The sequence below is a fragment of the Undibacterium sp. SXout7W genome (genome assembly GCF_049339385.1).
Classification (GTDB): domain Bacteria; phylum Pseudomonadota; class Gammaproteobacteria; order Burkholderiales; family Burkholderiaceae_D; genus Undibacterium.
This window is the reverse complement of record NZ_JBMPPF010000013.1, coordinates 1-13,996: the sequence shown is the minus strand read 5'-3', so window position 1 is coordinate 13,996 and position 13,996 is coordinate 1. Positions and strand designations below refer to the sequence as shown.

Below are 13,996 nucleotides of genomic sequence, written 5' to 3'. Positions count from 1 at the left end.
ATAGTATGGATGACCTTTTACTTAATTCAAAATTACCAGAGCAGGACAGGGCTGGAACCACATGGGAACGCGAGTTGCTGGAAAAACTCGCTATGGAAACCTTAAAAGAGCAGCGTTTGAAAAGGCGCTGGGGCATTTTTTTTAAATTTGCCTTTTTGGCATTGGTTGTGGCGAGTTTATATCATTTCAGTGAATACGGTACTGCTGAAATGGAAAATCTTGGCCATCATACTGCCCTCATAGAAATTGAAGGTTCTATTGAGTCTGAAGGGAGTGGTAGTGCCAATAGCGTTATTCCTGCGTTGAACAGAGCTTTTTCCGATGCTGGATCTGTCGGTGTTGTTGTGCGTATCAATAGTCCCGGCGGAAGTCCGGTACAGGCGGGCATGATTAACGACGAAATCGGCCGTCTAAGGAAAGAATATCCTCAGAAGAAACTGTATGTAGTGGTGGATGAGATTTGCGCCTCCGGCGGATATTACATCGCCGCAGCAGCAGATAAGATCTATGTCAATAAGGCCAGTGTCGTTGGATCTATTGGTGTTTTGATGGATGGTTTTGGATTTACTACATTGATGGATAAAGTTGGGATCGAGCGTCGCTTGATGACGGCAGGTGAGAATAAGGGTTTCATGGATCCATTTTCTCCACAAACGGAAAAACAGAAGGTGTTTTCTCAGTCGATGCTGAATGATATTCATGAGCAGTTCATCGATACCGTTCGTCGGGGTCGTGGTAAGAGATTAAAAGAAACTCCTGAGATGTTTTCTGGTCTGTTCTGGATAGGATCAAAGGCTGTTGAAATGGGTTTGGCAGATGATTTCGGCACCATTGATACAGTCGCACGTGATGTTATTAAAGCCGAGAATATTGTCGACTACACGCAAAAAGAAGGCTTGCCTGAGCGCGTATTGAAAAAATTTGGTGCTTCCGTGGGGCAAGGTGCTATCAAGGCATTATCAAAAACGAATTTACCTAGTTTGCGATAGTGTAATCAGAATTGAGTCTCATCTCGGTCAATCAATATTGTTTAGTTGATTTTTTAAATCTCGAATTGAAAATACATAGTTATATTTTTCTTCTCAGTACTTCATTCATCTCCTATATTGACCATGTAGCTGGTTCAAAAAAGGAGGCCGATATAAAAAGTAATTTTTGTATCTTTGGAAGTAATTATCTGAGCTCCGGTTGTATTTGTTTTTCCGGTTATTAATGAAGTGGATGGTTGTACAATTTGAGTAGTATCTGTTGCCGCTGATGAAGCGGAAATGAGGCATCTTAGATGCCTCGGCATGTAGCATCCATATCAAACAGAAAACGGTAGTGCAACGCTACCGTTTTTTGCGTTTACGGCTAGCCGTTCTAAAGTCTATTCTTGCGTCAAATCAAGATATGTTATTTCGTTGCGTGTAGTATAAAATTTATACTTCATTGTCCCTTCATCGATTTTCCATTATCTGAATCAATGGCATTTGCTCTCTCCTCTCTGTATAGTTTTTTTTCTTTCCCCCGAAAAACAGGAGGGAAGATTGATTGCTATCATTGTTCCGAGAAAATGCATGAACATCGAGCCTTGACTGTTAATTTTAATGGCATTACCCAGCCTGTATGCTGTCATGGCTGTCTCGCAATTCTAAAAACAATAGAAAAAAATGGAATGATTGCTGAGTATTTGCAAGCAAAATCTCACACCAAAACCGAAGCATAGTAATGCATTCCAATGAAATGATATCGGGTATAACGCAAGCCCAAAATGAGCCTTCAACTCAGGAGCAAGAGCGTTTATATCTATCGGGCATGCACTGTGCAGCCTGCGTTCAGTTAATCGAGTTCCGACTTCGTCAGTTGCCTGGCGTGATTAAATTCACTATTAATGTCACCAGTCATAGAGCTGATGTGATCTGGCAGTCGGATAAAACATCACTCAAGAAAATTCTCGACGCGATTGTCAGTTTGGGTTATGGCGCATTGCCGTCGAATCAATCTCCTGATGAGTTTGAAAAAAAAGAAAACAAACTCGCGTTGTGGCGGCTTTTTGTCGCTGGCTTTGCAATGATGCAAATCATGATGTATGCATTTCCTGCATATTTGGTGCCAGTGCCACAGCCTGATGGTGATCTGACACCTGATCTGGATAAGCTGTTGAAACTTGCCAGTATGATTATCGCCATCCCCGTAATCGGATTCTCAGCCACGCCATTCTTTAAGTCTGCGTGGCGCGATGTGCGTAATCGACATGTTGGCATGGACGTGCCGGTTTCTCTCGGGATATTGCTGACATTTTTTGCTAGTGTCTGGGCTACTTTTCATGGCGGCACCGTATATTTTGACTCTGCCATCATGTTTGTGTTTTTACTACTGGGTGCCAGATACATTGAGTCCCGGGTGCAGAAAAAGACAACGGCCGCGTTACGCATATTGACGCAGCTAACGCCCGCAATGGCGCAAAAAATTTCCGGATATCCTGATCATCGTCAAATGCAAGTCGTCGATGCCAGTGTATTGATGCCGGGTGACATTTTGCTTGTTAATGCGGGCGAGAGTTTTCCTGCAGATGGAATTGTTCTTGAGGGCACTAGTGAGTGTGACGAGTCATTAATGACAGGTGAATCTTTACCTGTTTCAAAAAGTGTTGGCAGTGAAGTGATTGCGGGTGCTGTCAATATTACCGGAACATTGGTTGTGCGCGCACTGCATGTGGCTGGACAAACGCAGTTATCCGCATTGATTGGCATGATGGAGTCCGCCGCAGCAGAAAAGCCACCATTGGTGCTGCTGGCAGATAAACACGCGAGTCGCTTTTTAGTCCTGATTTTACTGATTGCTTTTATGTCGGTCGTGGTCTGGATGCAAATTGATTCTTCACGTGCATTGTGGATAGGTATTAGTATTATTGTTGTAACTTGTCCATGCGCTTTGTCGCTTGCGACACCGGGCGTGATGTCAGCGGCGATAGGTTTATTGGCCAAGAATGGGGTACTGATTACCAATGGCAAAGTGATACAGGCAATGGCATCAGCGACGCATTTTGTTTTTGATAAAACAGGAACACTGACAGTAGGTAAGCTGCGCGTCGTGGAGATGAGGCATGTGGTGAAGAATGCGTCACATGATGTAGCAGAACATCTCGCGTTCACTCTTGCGTCATACTCATCGCATCCTGTCTCAAAAGCGATTGCTGATGCTTTGTCGGTGAATCATTCTGGTTTAATTGCTGAAGAAATTGCAGAGATCAATGAAATGCCGGGACGTGGTGTTGAGGTGAGATACGACGGGAAGTTCTATCGGCTTGGGAATATTGATTTCGTTTGCGAACATCACTCTTCAAAATTGATGATTTCACCTGATTTTGCTAATAAAACTGTGTCTGCAATTGGAGATCGTGAGCAGATTTTCATCTTGTTTGCACTGGAAGATGTTTTGCGTGCCGATGCAAAGGAAGCGATTCAACATCTGATGGCAAACGGAAAGCAGGTTTTGTTACTCTCGGGCGATCGTCGGGAAGTTGTGCAAAAAATTGCCGATGAATGCCATATTACTCAGGCCATCGGAGAGTTAAGTCCTCAAGGTAAATTTGAGATCGTTAAAAAATTGCAGTCTACGGGGGCATCTGTCGTGATGGTTGGCGATGGTATGAATGATGGCCCGGTGCTGTCACTGGCCGATGTGGCTGTGGCGATGGGGCAGGGTGCACCTATTTCTCAATCGCGAAGTGATTTGCTGTTAATGTCCAATCGGTTGACCGATCTGAATTTTGGCTTTGCCGTTGCTACCAAGGCTTTTCGCTTGATTCGTGAAAATTTGGCGTGGGCAGTGCTCTATAATGCGCTGGCAATTCCAGCAGCAGTGATGGGCCTGCTTGAGCCTTGGCATGCAGCTCTAGGAATGTCGTTAAGTTCTCTGATTGTGGTGCTCAATGCTTTACGCCTCTATCTGATTACTCCTCCTGTTCATCTGATGGCAGAATAAAAACATATGGATATATTGTACTTACTCGTTCCTTTGAGTCTGGTTGTCGTTTTCGCTATTGGTGGTGTTTTTTGGTGGGCGATTAATCATAAGCAATTCGATGAGTTGGATCACGAAGGTCAACGTATTGTGGATGATGTTGATGCGTGAGTCCGTAATCATTAAAAATGTTTTCGTTCTATGGGTACTTTATTTCATTAACGGAATAAGGTGAGGCCAGACGTTCTCAAGTATCGTGGGATGCGCTTCAGCGATGGGATGAATACGGTCTGGCTGAAATAAACTGGAATTTTCAGCAACGCCATCGAGTAAAAAAGGAACTAGGCTAATCTTTTGTTCTTTGGAAAGTTTAGCGTAGATAGAAAAAAAACGCTCAGCATAATCTTTGCCGTAGTTAGGAGGGATGCGCATGCCGACAAGTAAGACTTTTGCTTTATTCTCTTTCGATTGTTGAATCATGGAGCGGAAGTTTAATTCCGAAGCTTTGAGATCGAGCCCTCGCAGGGCATCATTCCCCCCCAGTTCTATTATTACAATATCCGGTTTGTGTTTGCTCAATAAGAGCGGCAGGCGAGCAACGCCGCCGCTGGTTGTGTCGCCACTGATGCTGGCGTTCACCACGGTGGCATTCAGATGTTTTTGTTCTACTCGTTGCTCTAGTAATGCGACCCATCCTTTGCCTCTTGGTAACCCATATTCTGCTGATAAGCTGTCGCCAAGCACAAGGATAGTTTTTGATGCAGAATAGGCTTGTGTCGGTAATAGCAAATTAATGAATAAATAGGCAATGAGAAACAGAGTTTTGGACAGAGTTTTGATTTGACATTGAACCGGATAAAAAGACAGCATGGAAAAAAAATCCTTAGAAGCAAAAGATAACGCAATCGAAGTTCAGCATTTATATAAGCGTGTTGCTGACGCTGCAGGTGAACTGACTATTCTTAATGATATAGATTTTACCGTGCGAGCAGGAGAAACGCTGGCTATCGTTGGTTCTTCAGGTTCAGGTAAATCGACTTTGCTTGGAATTCTTGCTGGCCTTGATGTGCCTAGCAGTGGGAAAGTTATTTTGGATGGCGTAGATTTGTTTGATCAAACTGAAGATGGACGCGCACAGTTTAGAAAGCAACATGTTGGTTTTGTTTTTCAATCATTTCAACTATTAATGCATTTAAACGCATTAGAAAATGTCATGCTTCCTCTGGAGTTGAGGGGCGATAAGCAAGCAAAAGTCAAAGCGCAAGAGATGTTAGAGCGCGTCGGATTATCATCCAGGCTGCGGCATTACCCTAAATTTTTATCCGGTGGTGAGCAACAGCGCGTTGCATTGGCAAGGGCATTTGTCATGGAGCCGCCTCTGCTATTCGCCGACGAGCCAACCGGGAGTCTGGATGCTGCAACAGGTGAGGCGATTATTCAATTAATGTTCTCGTTAAACCGTGAGCGTGGATCAACATTGATTTTGGTTACGCATGATTTATCGATTGCGGCGCGTTGTGAGCGTACATTGACGATTCATGCAGGACGATTGCTGTCAGGCGATGATTTGATCGCAGCCTAGTTGTTTTGAATTTCACCATTGATATCGTGGCGCAGAATGTTGCCTGTTTTGCTGATGCTGATCCATCCACCGCGATACTTCGTTGTCTCGCAATCCCAGTCTGGTAGGACATAACGTATGGTTTCTCCAGCCTGATGCATCGCGGGCCTGTGAGTGTGTCCATGGATCATCAATTTTGTCGCTGATGTTGAAAATAAATCCGCAATGGCACTTTCGTTGACATCCATAATTTCGGCAGATTTGTTTTTTTGCTCCATTTGGCTGTTTTTTCGTAAGCCAGCGATAATGGATTGCCTTTGTGCTAATGGTAGAGCTAGAAAATTTTTCTGCCATTCTGGTCGACGTACATCTTTCCTGAATGCAATGTAATCGATGTCATCCGTACATTGTGCATCGCCATGTGCTAACACAATTCTTTTATCGCTGATCTGAATGACATCACCGTCATGTAGCGGCGTTACTCCAGTAGCATCAAAAAAATCTTTACTGACCAGAAAGTCGCGATTGCCAGCAATCCAGTATATGTTTGTGCCATGCCGACTGACATCGCGCAGGGCATTTACAATCACCTGATTATATGGCTCAGAAATTGCGTCATCCCCCGCCCAGTATTCAAACAAGTCACCGAGCAGATACAGGCGCTCTGAGTGAATGGCATAATTCTCCAAAAACGCCAGGAAACAATGGGTTGTTTTGGGAATGTCAGGGCTTAAGTGAATGTCAGAAACAAAAAGCGCAAGTGGATGATCTTGCGCTTTTGTTTTCAATTGATCGTGTTTCAATTGGGTGTTTGAAAAATTAAACGATTTCTGCTTTTTCAATCACGACGTTTTCGACAGGAACGTCCTGAAACATTCCTGTGCGAGTAGTTTTGACGGCTTTGATTTTATCAACGACATCTTGACCCTCTGTTACTTTACCGAAAACGCAGTAACCCCAGCCATCTTGTCCAGGATAGTCAAGGAATGAGTTATTTGTTGTGTTGATGAAAAATTGAGCACTGGCAGAGTGTGGGTCTCCTGTGCGCGCCATTGCGATGGAATAACGTTCGTTTTTCAGGCCATTTTTTGCTTCGTTTTCAACTGGAGCATTTGTTGGCTTTTGTTTCATGCCTGCTTCGAATCCGCCACCTTGAATCATGAAGCCGTCAATCACGCGATGGAAGATCGTGCCGCTGTAATGACCTGATTCGACGTAAGAAAGAAAATTGGCAACAGTTTTTGGCGCTTTGGCATCATCGAGTTCAATTGTGATGTTGCCGTGATTGGTAGTCAGAATAACAGCCATGATAGTCCTTGAGAAATTAAAAAAATGAAGATTGGTAATAAATTACTTAACTAATACTATTGTTTCGATAACCACTGGTTTTACGGGTATATTCGGCATCATTCCCGAGTCTGTGGTGGCGACAGCTTTAATCTTGTCGACAACATCCATACCTTTAATTACCTTTCCAAAGGGAGTATAGCCCGCCGTCGCCAAGAGTGCTCTGCTACGTGGGGCGGTGACACTGCGTCCCTGATAGCTAAATTGAACCGGGTCGCCCTCTGGCAGTTCCTGATGATTGAGGAAATCATTGTCTTTGACGTTGATATAAAACTGCGCAGCCGCTGAGTCAGGATCTTCAGTTCTGGCCATGGCAATGGTGCCTAAATCATTCTTCAAGCCTTTTTCCAGCGCTTGTTTTGCCTCTAGTTGAATTGGCTTCAGTGTAGGTTTTTCTTTCATATTTTTATCAAAACCACCACCTTGAATCATGAAGTTATTGATGATCCGGTGAAAAACAGTATTTTTGTAATGTCCTGCTTTAACATATTTAAGAAAATTATCGACCGTTTTGGGTGCCGCTTCGGGATGCAGTTCTACCAAAATCTCTCCCATATTGGTTTTAATGGCAACTTTGGGAAATTCTTGTGCTTGAGTTGATGAGCTTGCCAATAACATGAGTCCAGAGGTGGCGAAGCTGATCAATATGGTTTTATAGTTTGTTAAGTATTTCATTTTATCTTACACGGTTGTTTCGTAAATAATGCGCCATTTAGCCGCTTCTTTGATCCAATATTGTCTTTTACGTACACTGGTTTTATTTTTTTTACTTGATGTTTCCTGCGTAAAAGTACTGACAATCAGCTCTTCTTTTCCCGGGTAACGGAATTGGGTAATGTCTTTTAACTTAATGCTGGGATTTTGCAGACTTTCCAACTGCGGTAGCTGTTTGCTGAACCAGATATTTAAATTATCTCCCTGCAGGGTTCTGAAGTTTCTGGAGTAATTGGTCAGCACCCGATTCGCATTTTGACTCTCCAAGTCCAAACGCCAATCATCAATGAGCTTATTGGCGAGAGATTTATCCACATTCCATTTTGTATGATTCACAAATTCTACCTGCTCACTAATGATGACAGGCGTTTTTCCAATATCAATCACAGAAGCAATTTTCAAAAAATCCGGGTTGGTCAACACCACACATCCATCTGATGCGAGAGGTGGCCGACTGAAGCTTTCTGAGGGCATTCCATGCAGCCAGATACCTGAGCCGTTTCTTCCGTTAATCTTGTCCCATTCATTTGGGTAATTGAGCGGAAGTGCCCCAGGACCATAAAAATCCGGAAGCTTTGACCCAGATAAGCGGCTTGTGATGTAGTACACCCCTAAAGGAGTTTTCTGATCGCCTTCCTTTAGTTTATTCGTGCCGAATTTTCCTTGGCTGACATAATAATCATTGGTTAATTTTAATTGACCTGCGTGATTTTCATAGACATACATCCGGGATTTTTTTGCATCCACAACTAATACCTGTTTTTGATCTTCACGCAGTTGTAATACGGCGCGCGGAATCAGGTCAGGATCTGGACGGTCGCGCAAGGACTTAATTCTGATTGCAGCTTCTTCGCGTAACTCTTTGAGTTTGTCAGCCTGCGCATGAGAATAGCCACCAAAACTTGCGATAGGTCGTGTATGTAACAACAGGATATCGCCACGAATTAAATGAGCGAGCTGGAAGTGCGGATAAGCCTCAATCAGCGCGTCAACTTTAGTTTGTGCTGCTTGTAAATTATTTGCGGCAAGGCTTTTGTAGACGTCGTTTAACAGTTTGTCTGGATCCGGCAGATTGGGGTTGGTGTCAATTGCTGAAGCTTTGTAGGAGCGCACTTTTCCTGTCGCATCTGCAGGAAAAGTCGCACTCAGTAAACTCAAGCAAAAAATAAATACTAGTAAGCTACAGTCTTTTAATCGAGACGGTAAAAAAGAAGAAACGGAGAAATGCATCAGTTACCCGCATGCTCCTGCTTGATTAACCATTTGCCATCCTGCTTTAGCATTTGCAAGGTTTTCCGGCTATTTGCTGTTAGCTGGTCTGAAGTGTAAATCTGTTTGAACTTGACAGTCGCTGTATTGCCATCAACATTAATCTTCGGAGATTCTACCTTAACATTAATGTGGCCCTTACCTTCAATTCTGTTCCGTCTTTCGTCGGCCCATGCTTTGCGAGACTCCCCTTTAGGAGTCTGAAACTCTTTTGCGTAGTGTGATAAGTAAATTGTAATATCTTTATTACTCCATGCTTTAGCCCAAGTTTCAACGGCTTTTAAAACATCATCTTCATCACGATCCGCTTGTGCTGCTGCTTTTGATGCCTTGGCTTCTGCTTTTGCCTCAGCTTTACTTAACTTCACTTCCGCTTTAGGAGGTTCTTGCTCTGTCCTCGCGGTCACTGGCGTTGGTTTGCTCGGCGCTGTAGCAACGACAGTAGCGGGAGACGGGTTTATCTTGGGGTTTGTTCCGCCCGTGGTATTGCCAACCAGATTTTTAACCAGCGTTAATTTCAGCTTTGCCGTTGCATTACCTGAGTCGAGTTGCAATGCTTTATCGTATGCTTGACTTGCTAATTTGGCATAGACATCACCGAGATTTTCATGCGCTGTGCCATACGTTGGATTGGTTCTGATCGCCATTTCTAATGAGGCTCGTGCTTTGTCATATTGCCCGGTAGATGCGTAGAGAACGGCTAAATTATTATATGGCTCTGGCAGTTCCGGATAGTCGTCTGTTAATTTTGTGAAAATGGTAATTGCTTCGCTTGATTTGTTTTGTTCAGTCAGAATCAAGCCTTTAAGGAAACGCAATTGAGCATCCTTGGGGCGCTGCAGTAGGGCTGAATCCACTTTTTGTAATGCTTCTGCAGTTTGTCCTGAGCGCATTAATTTTCCTGCATCTGCCGCATCATCTGCATAGGCTATGCCAGACAAGAGTGAGAGTGACAAACTAGATAATGCAAAGACATTTTTCAAAATGTGGCGCATGGTGTACGGTCGTGTATTTATATGAGATTGGCGAAACAGTAAGACGGCAATGTTATACTGAGCGTAAAGCAAAGCGTCATCTTATCAAATAAGTGCGACTCAATGGGAAATTGACTTACTAAACGCCACTCCGCGCTGAAGTTCAATTGAATAGGAATAAAGACGTTATGTATTTTCTGAGGAATGTGCCTTGAAACAAAAGATGTATCCGTCGGTGATAATTCCCGGGGTAGGTTGTTAATGAAGATAGCAAAGGTTGGTGTTTCTTCATCGGATGGCTTGCCATTGTATTGGGAGGAAGCGAAGTCGGAATTAATGCAACGCGACAGAATTTTACGTAAATTGATTCCGGGATGCGATAGCTTTCCAGTCGCAGCGACCGATGATCCGTTTGTGACTCTGAGCAGGTCGCTCATCGGGCAACAGATTTCGATTGTTGCTGCCGAGCGGGTGTGGAGTAATTTTAGTATTGCCTGCCCGGGTTGCACTCCCTCAGAGGTACTTGCCGCTGGGCAGGTCGTACTTATTTCTTGCGGAATGTCGAAGCGTAAATCAGAATATATTCTTGATCTGGCCACGCACTTCCACAACCAGAAACTGCATGTTCAGACATGGTCGGACATGAGTGATGAAGATGTTATTTCAGAATTAATGCAGATCAGAGGCATTGGACGCTGGACAGCGGAGATGTTTTTGATATTTAATCTGCACCGTCCAAATGTTTTGCCATTAGATGATCCAGGATTATTAAAAGGTATTAGCATTAATTATTTTTCAGGTGAGCCAGTTTCTCGAAGTGATATGAGGGAAGTTGCCGCAAATTGGGAACCATGGCGCACGGTTGCTACATGGTATCTATGGCGCAGCCTTGATTCCGTCGTAAGCTAAATGGTTTATTTTTTAACTCGTGTTGAATTAAGGGGGCACGATGACTAAAACATCATTCTTGAGTTTTGAGCAGTCTATTGCAGAACTCGAAACGAAAATCGAAGAATTACGTTTTGTGCAAGACGATTCTGCTGTTGATATTTCAGAAGAAATCGATCGATTATCCAAAAAAAGTCAAATGCTGACCAAGGATATCTATGCCAAGCTGACTCCTTGGCAGGTATCTCAAATATCCCGCCATCCGCAAAGGCCTTACACATTAGACTACATCAACCAAATTTTTACTGATTTCCATGAGTTGCATGGTGATCGCAGTTTCGCGGATGATCAGTCCATCGTTGGTGGCTTAGCTCGTTTCAACGGGCAAGCTTGCATGGTGATGGGACATCAAAAAGGGCGCGATACGAAAGAGCGCGCAATGCGTAATTTTGGTATGCCTAAGCCTGAAGGTTATCGCAAAGCAATGCGTTTAATGAAGCTGGCTGAAAAATTTGATATCCCCGTATTCACATTTGTTGATACAACCGGTGCGTGGCCGGGAATTGATGCAGAAGAACGTGGCCAGTCTGAAGCAATCGGACATAATTTGTATGTGATGGCAGAATTAAAAGTGCCACTGATTACGACAATTATCGGCGAAGGCGGCTCTGGTGGTGCGTTGGCATTGGCTGTTGGTGACGCTGTATTAATGTTGCAATACGCAACATATTCTGTGATATCTCCAGAAGGATGCGCCTCGATACTTTGGAAAACGTCAGATCGTGCGGCAGATGCGGCGGAAGCGCTTGGGTTAACTGCACATCGTCTGAAAGCAATGGGATTAATCGATAAGATCGTGAATGAGCCTCTGGGCGGTGCTCATCGTGACCCTAAGCAGATGTGCGCGTTGGTGAAGCGTGCATTAGCAGATACGTTAAGGCAGTTCCAAGGTGTTAAAACGAAAGATTTATTGGCAGCTCGTCATGAAAAACTGATGAGTTACGGTAAATTTAAGGAAACCAAGTTGCCGGAATGATGGCAAAGAAAAACATTGGTAGCGCACTTAGTCTTCGCTTTTCACAATCTATAAGCGCATTCGTTCAATCGAATTCAAGTATCCAGTCTGATCAGGTGTTCGCCATTGCATACAGTGGCGGACTGGATTCGTCAGTTTTATTATCGCTGGCAACGTCCTACTGTCTCGAACACAATATCCCGTTATTTGCCTTTCACATACATCACGGTCTGAGTCCAAATGCATCAGGCTGGATGCAACATTGCCGCGATACTTGCTCGAAATATGGGGTGAGCTTTGATGGAAAAGAGATTCTGGTTAACAATGATGATGGTGCAGGTATAGAGGCGAGTGCCAGGAGTGGCCGTTATCATGCACTAGGTGAGTTGAGTAAGAAACACAACATCAAGTTGTTGTTAACCGCTCATCATCAGGATGATCAGGCTGAAACGATTCTTTTGCAGATGCTCAGGGGGGCCGGTGTTGCAGGGCTGGCAGGTATGAATGCTTGCCACCATGCGCCGAAGTTGTTTGGTGATGACAAATTGTTGCTGGGAAGACCCTTGTTGTCGGTCTCCAGACAGGAGTTGGAGTTATTTGCTGCCGAACATGCACTTTCTTATGTACAAGACGAATCTAATGCTGATCACCGCTATTTTCGTAATGCTCTGCGCCAAAGAGTGATGCCGATACTCGGCGAATTGTCGCCAGGTTATGCAGAACGTATTGCGCGGGCGGCGATTCATATTCAGTCCGCCAATGATTTGTTAAATGAGGTGTCTGAGCAGGATTGGTCTGAGTGTATCGAGGGAAATGCACTCAATGTGAGTGCGGTAGAGCAATTGAGCGAAATGCGGCGCAATAATTTATTGCGATTGCTGCTGAAAAAGACTGGTTGCAGAATGCCGTCAACAGCAAGGCTAAAAGAAATCGTTCATCAATTGCTTACGGCCCGGCAGGATGCCAGAGTGACCGTGTTTCACGAGCATGTGGCGATTCACAGATACAAAGAGCGCATTTATGTGGCGGACGCGCATGTCGAGCGTGAAGAGGAAAAAAATCCTATTTCATTTCAATGGCAGGGGCAGCCTTTCATCGCATTCAGTGAATATCATGGAAGCCTGTATTTTGATGAAGGTGATTCCGGCATTGATGCCACTTGGTTAAAGCAAGTTTCTTTATTGCTGCACTTACGTCGCGGTGGTGAGCGTTTGAAGTTGGGCGTCAATCGTTCAACGCGAGATATGAAAAGTCATTATCAGACCCTGCAAATCCCATTCTGGTTGCGTCAGCAGTTGCCATTTGTTTCTGTGAATAATGAGGTTTTATTTGCAGCAGGCGTTGGGATGCAATCAAAATTTTGCCATGAGCCGGGTACTTCGTTGATTCGTTTGAGATGGGTTTCTGATAACAAGGATGTGCTTCCAGAGCGCTAAAAGAGATAAATATGTACTCAAGACAAATTGTTTTAGATACGGAAACTACCGGCTTGAATCCCCGCCTGGGTAACCGCGTCATAGAAATAGGTTGCGTGGAACTGGTTGATCGCAAACTGACGGGGAATAATTTCCATGTATATATCAACCCAGAAAGAGACTCCGAAGAGGGGGCGTTGAACGTTCATGGATTGACCACGGAGTTTTTGAGCGACAAGCCGAAGTTCGAGGAAATTAAAGACGACTTTCTTTCGTATATCAAAGGTGCAGAAATTATTATTCATAATGCCCCATTTGATGTGGGCTTTTTGAATGCAGAGTTTGCACGGCTTGAGCTTGGTTCTTTTTCGGATTATGTTCCGCATATTACGGACACGCTGGTGCAGGCGAAGGAATTGCATCCTGGAAAAAGAAATTCCTTAGATGCATTGTGTGATAGGTATGAAGTTTCTAATTCACATCGCAAATTGCACGGTGCTCTACTGGATGCTGAATTACTTGCAGACGTCTTTTTGGCGATGTCTCGGGGTCAGAATAGCTTCGCGATTGATATTGAGGAAGAGGAAAAGCCGGTTGTAGTCGAAACTGTTTTTGATGATGCGCCTTTGGGCGATGTAGCAGTTTTTCTTGCTTCTGATGCTGATGTTGCTGATCATGAAGCCATTTTGGCTGGGCTGGATAAGGATGTGAAGGGGAGTTGCCTTTGGCGCCAGCAAGGTAACCGCCCGGCGAACTCATGTTGACCGAACGACTTTATCGTGGTGAGAATTATTGTACGGTGGCCCAGCGATGCGGGAGCAGTTGGCTAATTTGACTAAACGGTTGTAGCGGCAGCCGTTCCAGA

At 44.2% G+C, this 13,996-nt stretch carries 15 protein-coding genes; 9 read left to right on the top strand and 6 right to left on the bottom strand.

Annotated elements, in window-relative coordinates; genetic code table 11:
* Positions 1-5 precede the first annotated feature (5 nt).
* From ACO0LB_RS12925 to ccoS, 4 genes are all read left to right on the top strand, one after another.
* On the top strand, positions 6-989 hold the full coding sequence (locus tag ACO0LB_RS12925; RefSeq protein WP_423049635.1) for a S49 family peptidase: 984 nt from the start codon (positions 6-8) through the stop codon (positions 987-989).
* Between the two features lie 476 nt (positions 990-1,465).
* Positions 1,466-1,708 (top strand): heavy metal translocating P-type ATPase metal-binding domain-containing protein, encoded by a 243-nt coding sequence (locus ACO0LB_RS12920; RefSeq protein WP_423049633.1) that lies wholly within the window; start codon positions 1,466-1,468, stop codon positions 1,706-1,708.
* A gap of 2 nt (positions 1,709-1,710) precedes the next feature.
* On the top strand, positions 1,711-3,969 hold the full coding sequence (locus tag ACO0LB_RS12915) for a heavy metal translocating P-type ATPase (RefSeq protein ID WP_423049631.1): 2,259 nt from the start codon (positions 1,711-1,713) through the stop codon (positions 3,967-3,969).
* Positions 3,970-3,975: 6 nt separating this feature from the next.
* Entirely contained in the window at positions 3,976-4,119 is a 144-nt protein-coding gene (ccoS, locus tag ACO0LB_RS12910) for a cbb3-type cytochrome oxidase assembly protein CcoS (RefSeq protein WP_423049629.1), read from the top strand.
* A 39-nt stretch (positions 4,120-4,158) separates the two neighbouring features.
* Here ccoS and ACO0LB_RS12905 read toward each other — a convergent pair whose 3' ends face one another.
* Entirely contained in the window at positions 4,159-4,818 is a 660-nt protein-coding gene (locus ACO0LB_RS12905; RefSeq protein WP_423049627.1) for an arylesterase, read from the bottom strand.
* On the opposite strand from ACO0LB_RS12905, the gene ACO0LB_RS12900 reads away from it, so the two are divergent.
* Positions 4,817-5,530, top strand: a complete 714-nt coding sequence (locus tag ACO0LB_RS12900) for an ABC transporter ATP-binding protein (protein WP_423049625.1) — start codon at positions 4,817-4,819, stop codon at positions 5,528-5,530. The two genes, ACO0LB_RS12905 and ACO0LB_RS12900, sit on opposite strands and share 2 nt — an antisense overlap.
* Here the strand turns inward: ACO0LB_RS12900 and ACO0LB_RS12895 are convergent.
* Genes ACO0LB_RS12895 through ACO0LB_RS12875 form a run of 5 tightly spaced genes read right to left on the bottom strand, consistent with a single transcriptional unit; the run spans position 5,527 to position 9,834 of the window.
* Positions 5,527-6,312, bottom strand: a complete 786-nt coding sequence (locus ACO0LB_RS12895) for a UDP-2,3-diacylglucosamine diphosphatase (RefSeq protein ID WP_423049623.1) — start codon at positions 6,310-6,312, stop codon at positions 5,527-5,529. The genes ACO0LB_RS12900 and ACO0LB_RS12895 overlap by 4 nt on opposite strands.
* A gap of 16 nt (positions 6,313-6,328) precedes the next feature.
* Entirely contained in the window at positions 6,329-6,817 is a 489-nt protein-coding gene (locus tag ACO0LB_RS12890; protein ID WP_423049621.1) for a peptidylprolyl isomerase, read from the bottom strand.
* 42 nt (positions 6,818-6,859) lie between these two features.
* Complete coding sequence (locus tag ACO0LB_RS12885) at positions 6,860-7,531, bottom strand: peptidylprolyl isomerase (protein ID WP_423049619.1); 672 nt, start codon at positions 7,529-7,531, stop codon at positions 6,860-6,862.
* A gap of 6 nt (positions 7,532-7,537) precedes the next feature.
* Positions 7,538-8,800 carry a L,D-transpeptidase family protein gene (locus ACO0LB_RS12880; protein ID WP_423049617.1) on the bottom strand — a complete coding sequence of 421 codons (1,263 nt, stop codon included), beginning with the start codon at positions 8,798-8,800 and terminating at the stop codon, positions 7,538-7,540.
* A complete protein-coding gene (locus ACO0LB_RS12875; RefSeq protein ID WP_423049615.1) occupies positions 8,800-9,834 on the bottom strand; it encodes a L,D-transpeptidase Cds6 family protein in 1,035 nt (344 codons plus the stop codon). The genes ACO0LB_RS12880 and ACO0LB_RS12875 overlap by 1 nt, the downstream gene beginning before the upstream one ends.
* 240 nt (positions 9,835-10,074) lie before the next feature.
* On the opposite strand from ACO0LB_RS12875, the gene ACO0LB_RS12870 reads away from it, so the two are divergent.
* The 4 genes from ACO0LB_RS12870 to dnaQ are packed head-to-tail and all read left to right on the top strand — an operon-like array spanning position 10,075 to position 13,895.
* Positions 10,075-10,722 carry a DNA-3-methyladenine glycosylase family protein gene (locus ACO0LB_RS12870; protein ID WP_423049613.1) on the top strand — a complete coding sequence of 216 codons (648 nt, stop codon included), beginning with the start codon at positions 10,075-10,077 and terminating at the stop codon, positions 10,720-10,722.
* A gap of 40 nt (positions 10,723-10,762) precedes the next feature.
* Complete coding sequence (locus ACO0LB_RS12865; RefSeq protein ID WP_423049611.1) at positions 10,763-11,737, top strand: acetyl-CoA carboxylase carboxyltransferase subunit alpha; 975 nt, start codon at positions 10,763-10,765, stop codon at positions 11,735-11,737.
* A complete protein-coding gene (gene tilS, locus ACO0LB_RS12860) occupies positions 11,734-13,152 on the top strand; it encodes a tRNA lysidine(34) synthetase TilS (RefSeq protein WP_423049609.1) in 1,419 nt (472 codons plus the stop codon). Before ACO0LB_RS12865 ends, tilS begins: the two co-directional genes overlap by 4 nt.
* Positions 13,153-13,163: 11 nt before the next feature.
* A complete protein-coding gene (gene dnaQ, locus ACO0LB_RS12855; RefSeq protein ID WP_423049607.1) occupies positions 13,164-13,895 on the top strand; it encodes a DNA polymerase III subunit epsilon in 732 nt (243 codons plus the stop codon).
* The last annotated feature ends 101 nt before the right edge of the window (positions 13,896-13,996 follow it).

Bases quoted from the DNA above. Each gene is read 5' to 3' on its own strand.
- dnaQ (WP_423049607.1), top strand. From the start codon at position 13,164: ATGTACTCAAGACAAATTGTTTTAGATACGGAAACTACCGGCTTGAAT.
- ACO0LB_RS12870 (WP_423049613.1), top strand. From the start codon at position 10,075: ATGAAGATAGCAAAGGTTGGTGTTTCTTCATCGGATGGCTTGCCATTG.
- ccoS (WP_423049629.1), top strand. From the start codon at position 3,976: ATGGATATATTGTACTTACTCGTTCCTTTGAGTCTGGTTGTCGTTTTC.
- ACO0LB_RS12905 (WP_423049627.1), bottom strand. From the start codon at position 4,818: ATGCTGTCTTTTTATCCGGTTCAATGTCAAATCAAAACTCTGTCCAAA.
- ACO0LB_RS12875 (WP_423049615.1), bottom strand. From the start codon at position 9,834: ATGCGCCACATTTTGAAAAATGTCTTTGCATTATCTAGTTTGTCACTC.
- ACO0LB_RS12890 (WP_423049621.1), bottom strand. From the start codon at position 6,817: ATGGCTGTTATTCTGACTACCAATCACGGCAACATCACAATTGAACTC.
- ACO0LB_RS12885 (WP_423049619.1), bottom strand. From the start codon at position 7,531: ATGAAATACTTAACAAACTATAAAACCATATTGATCAGCTTCGCCACC.
- ACO0LB_RS12915 (WP_423049631.1), top strand. From the start codon at position 1,711: ATGCATTCCAATGAAATGATATCGGGTATAACGCAAGCCCAAAATGAG.
- ACO0LB_RS12865 (WP_423049611.1), top strand. From the start codon at position 10,763: ATGACTAAAACATCATTCTTGAGTTTTGAGCAGTCTATTGCAGAACTC.
- ACO0LB_RS12920 (WP_423049633.1), top strand. From the start codon at position 1,466: ATGGCATTTGCTCTCTCCTCTCTGTATAGTTTTTTTTCTTTCCCCCGA.
- ACO0LB_RS12900 (WP_423049625.1), top strand. From the start codon at position 4,817: ATGGAAAAAAAATCCTTAGAAGCAAAAGATAACGCAATCGAAGTTCAG.
- tilS (WP_423049609.1), top strand. From the start codon at position 11,734: ATGATGGCAAAGAAAAACATTGGTAGCGCACTTAGTCTTCGCTTTTCA.
- ACO0LB_RS12880 (WP_423049617.1), bottom strand. From the start codon at position 8,800: ATGCATTTCTCCGTTTCTTCTTTTTTACCGTCTCGATTAAAAGACTGT.
- ACO0LB_RS12925 (WP_423049635.1), top strand. From the start codon at position 6: ATGGATGACCTTTTACTTAATTCAAAATTACCAGAGCAGGACAGGGCT.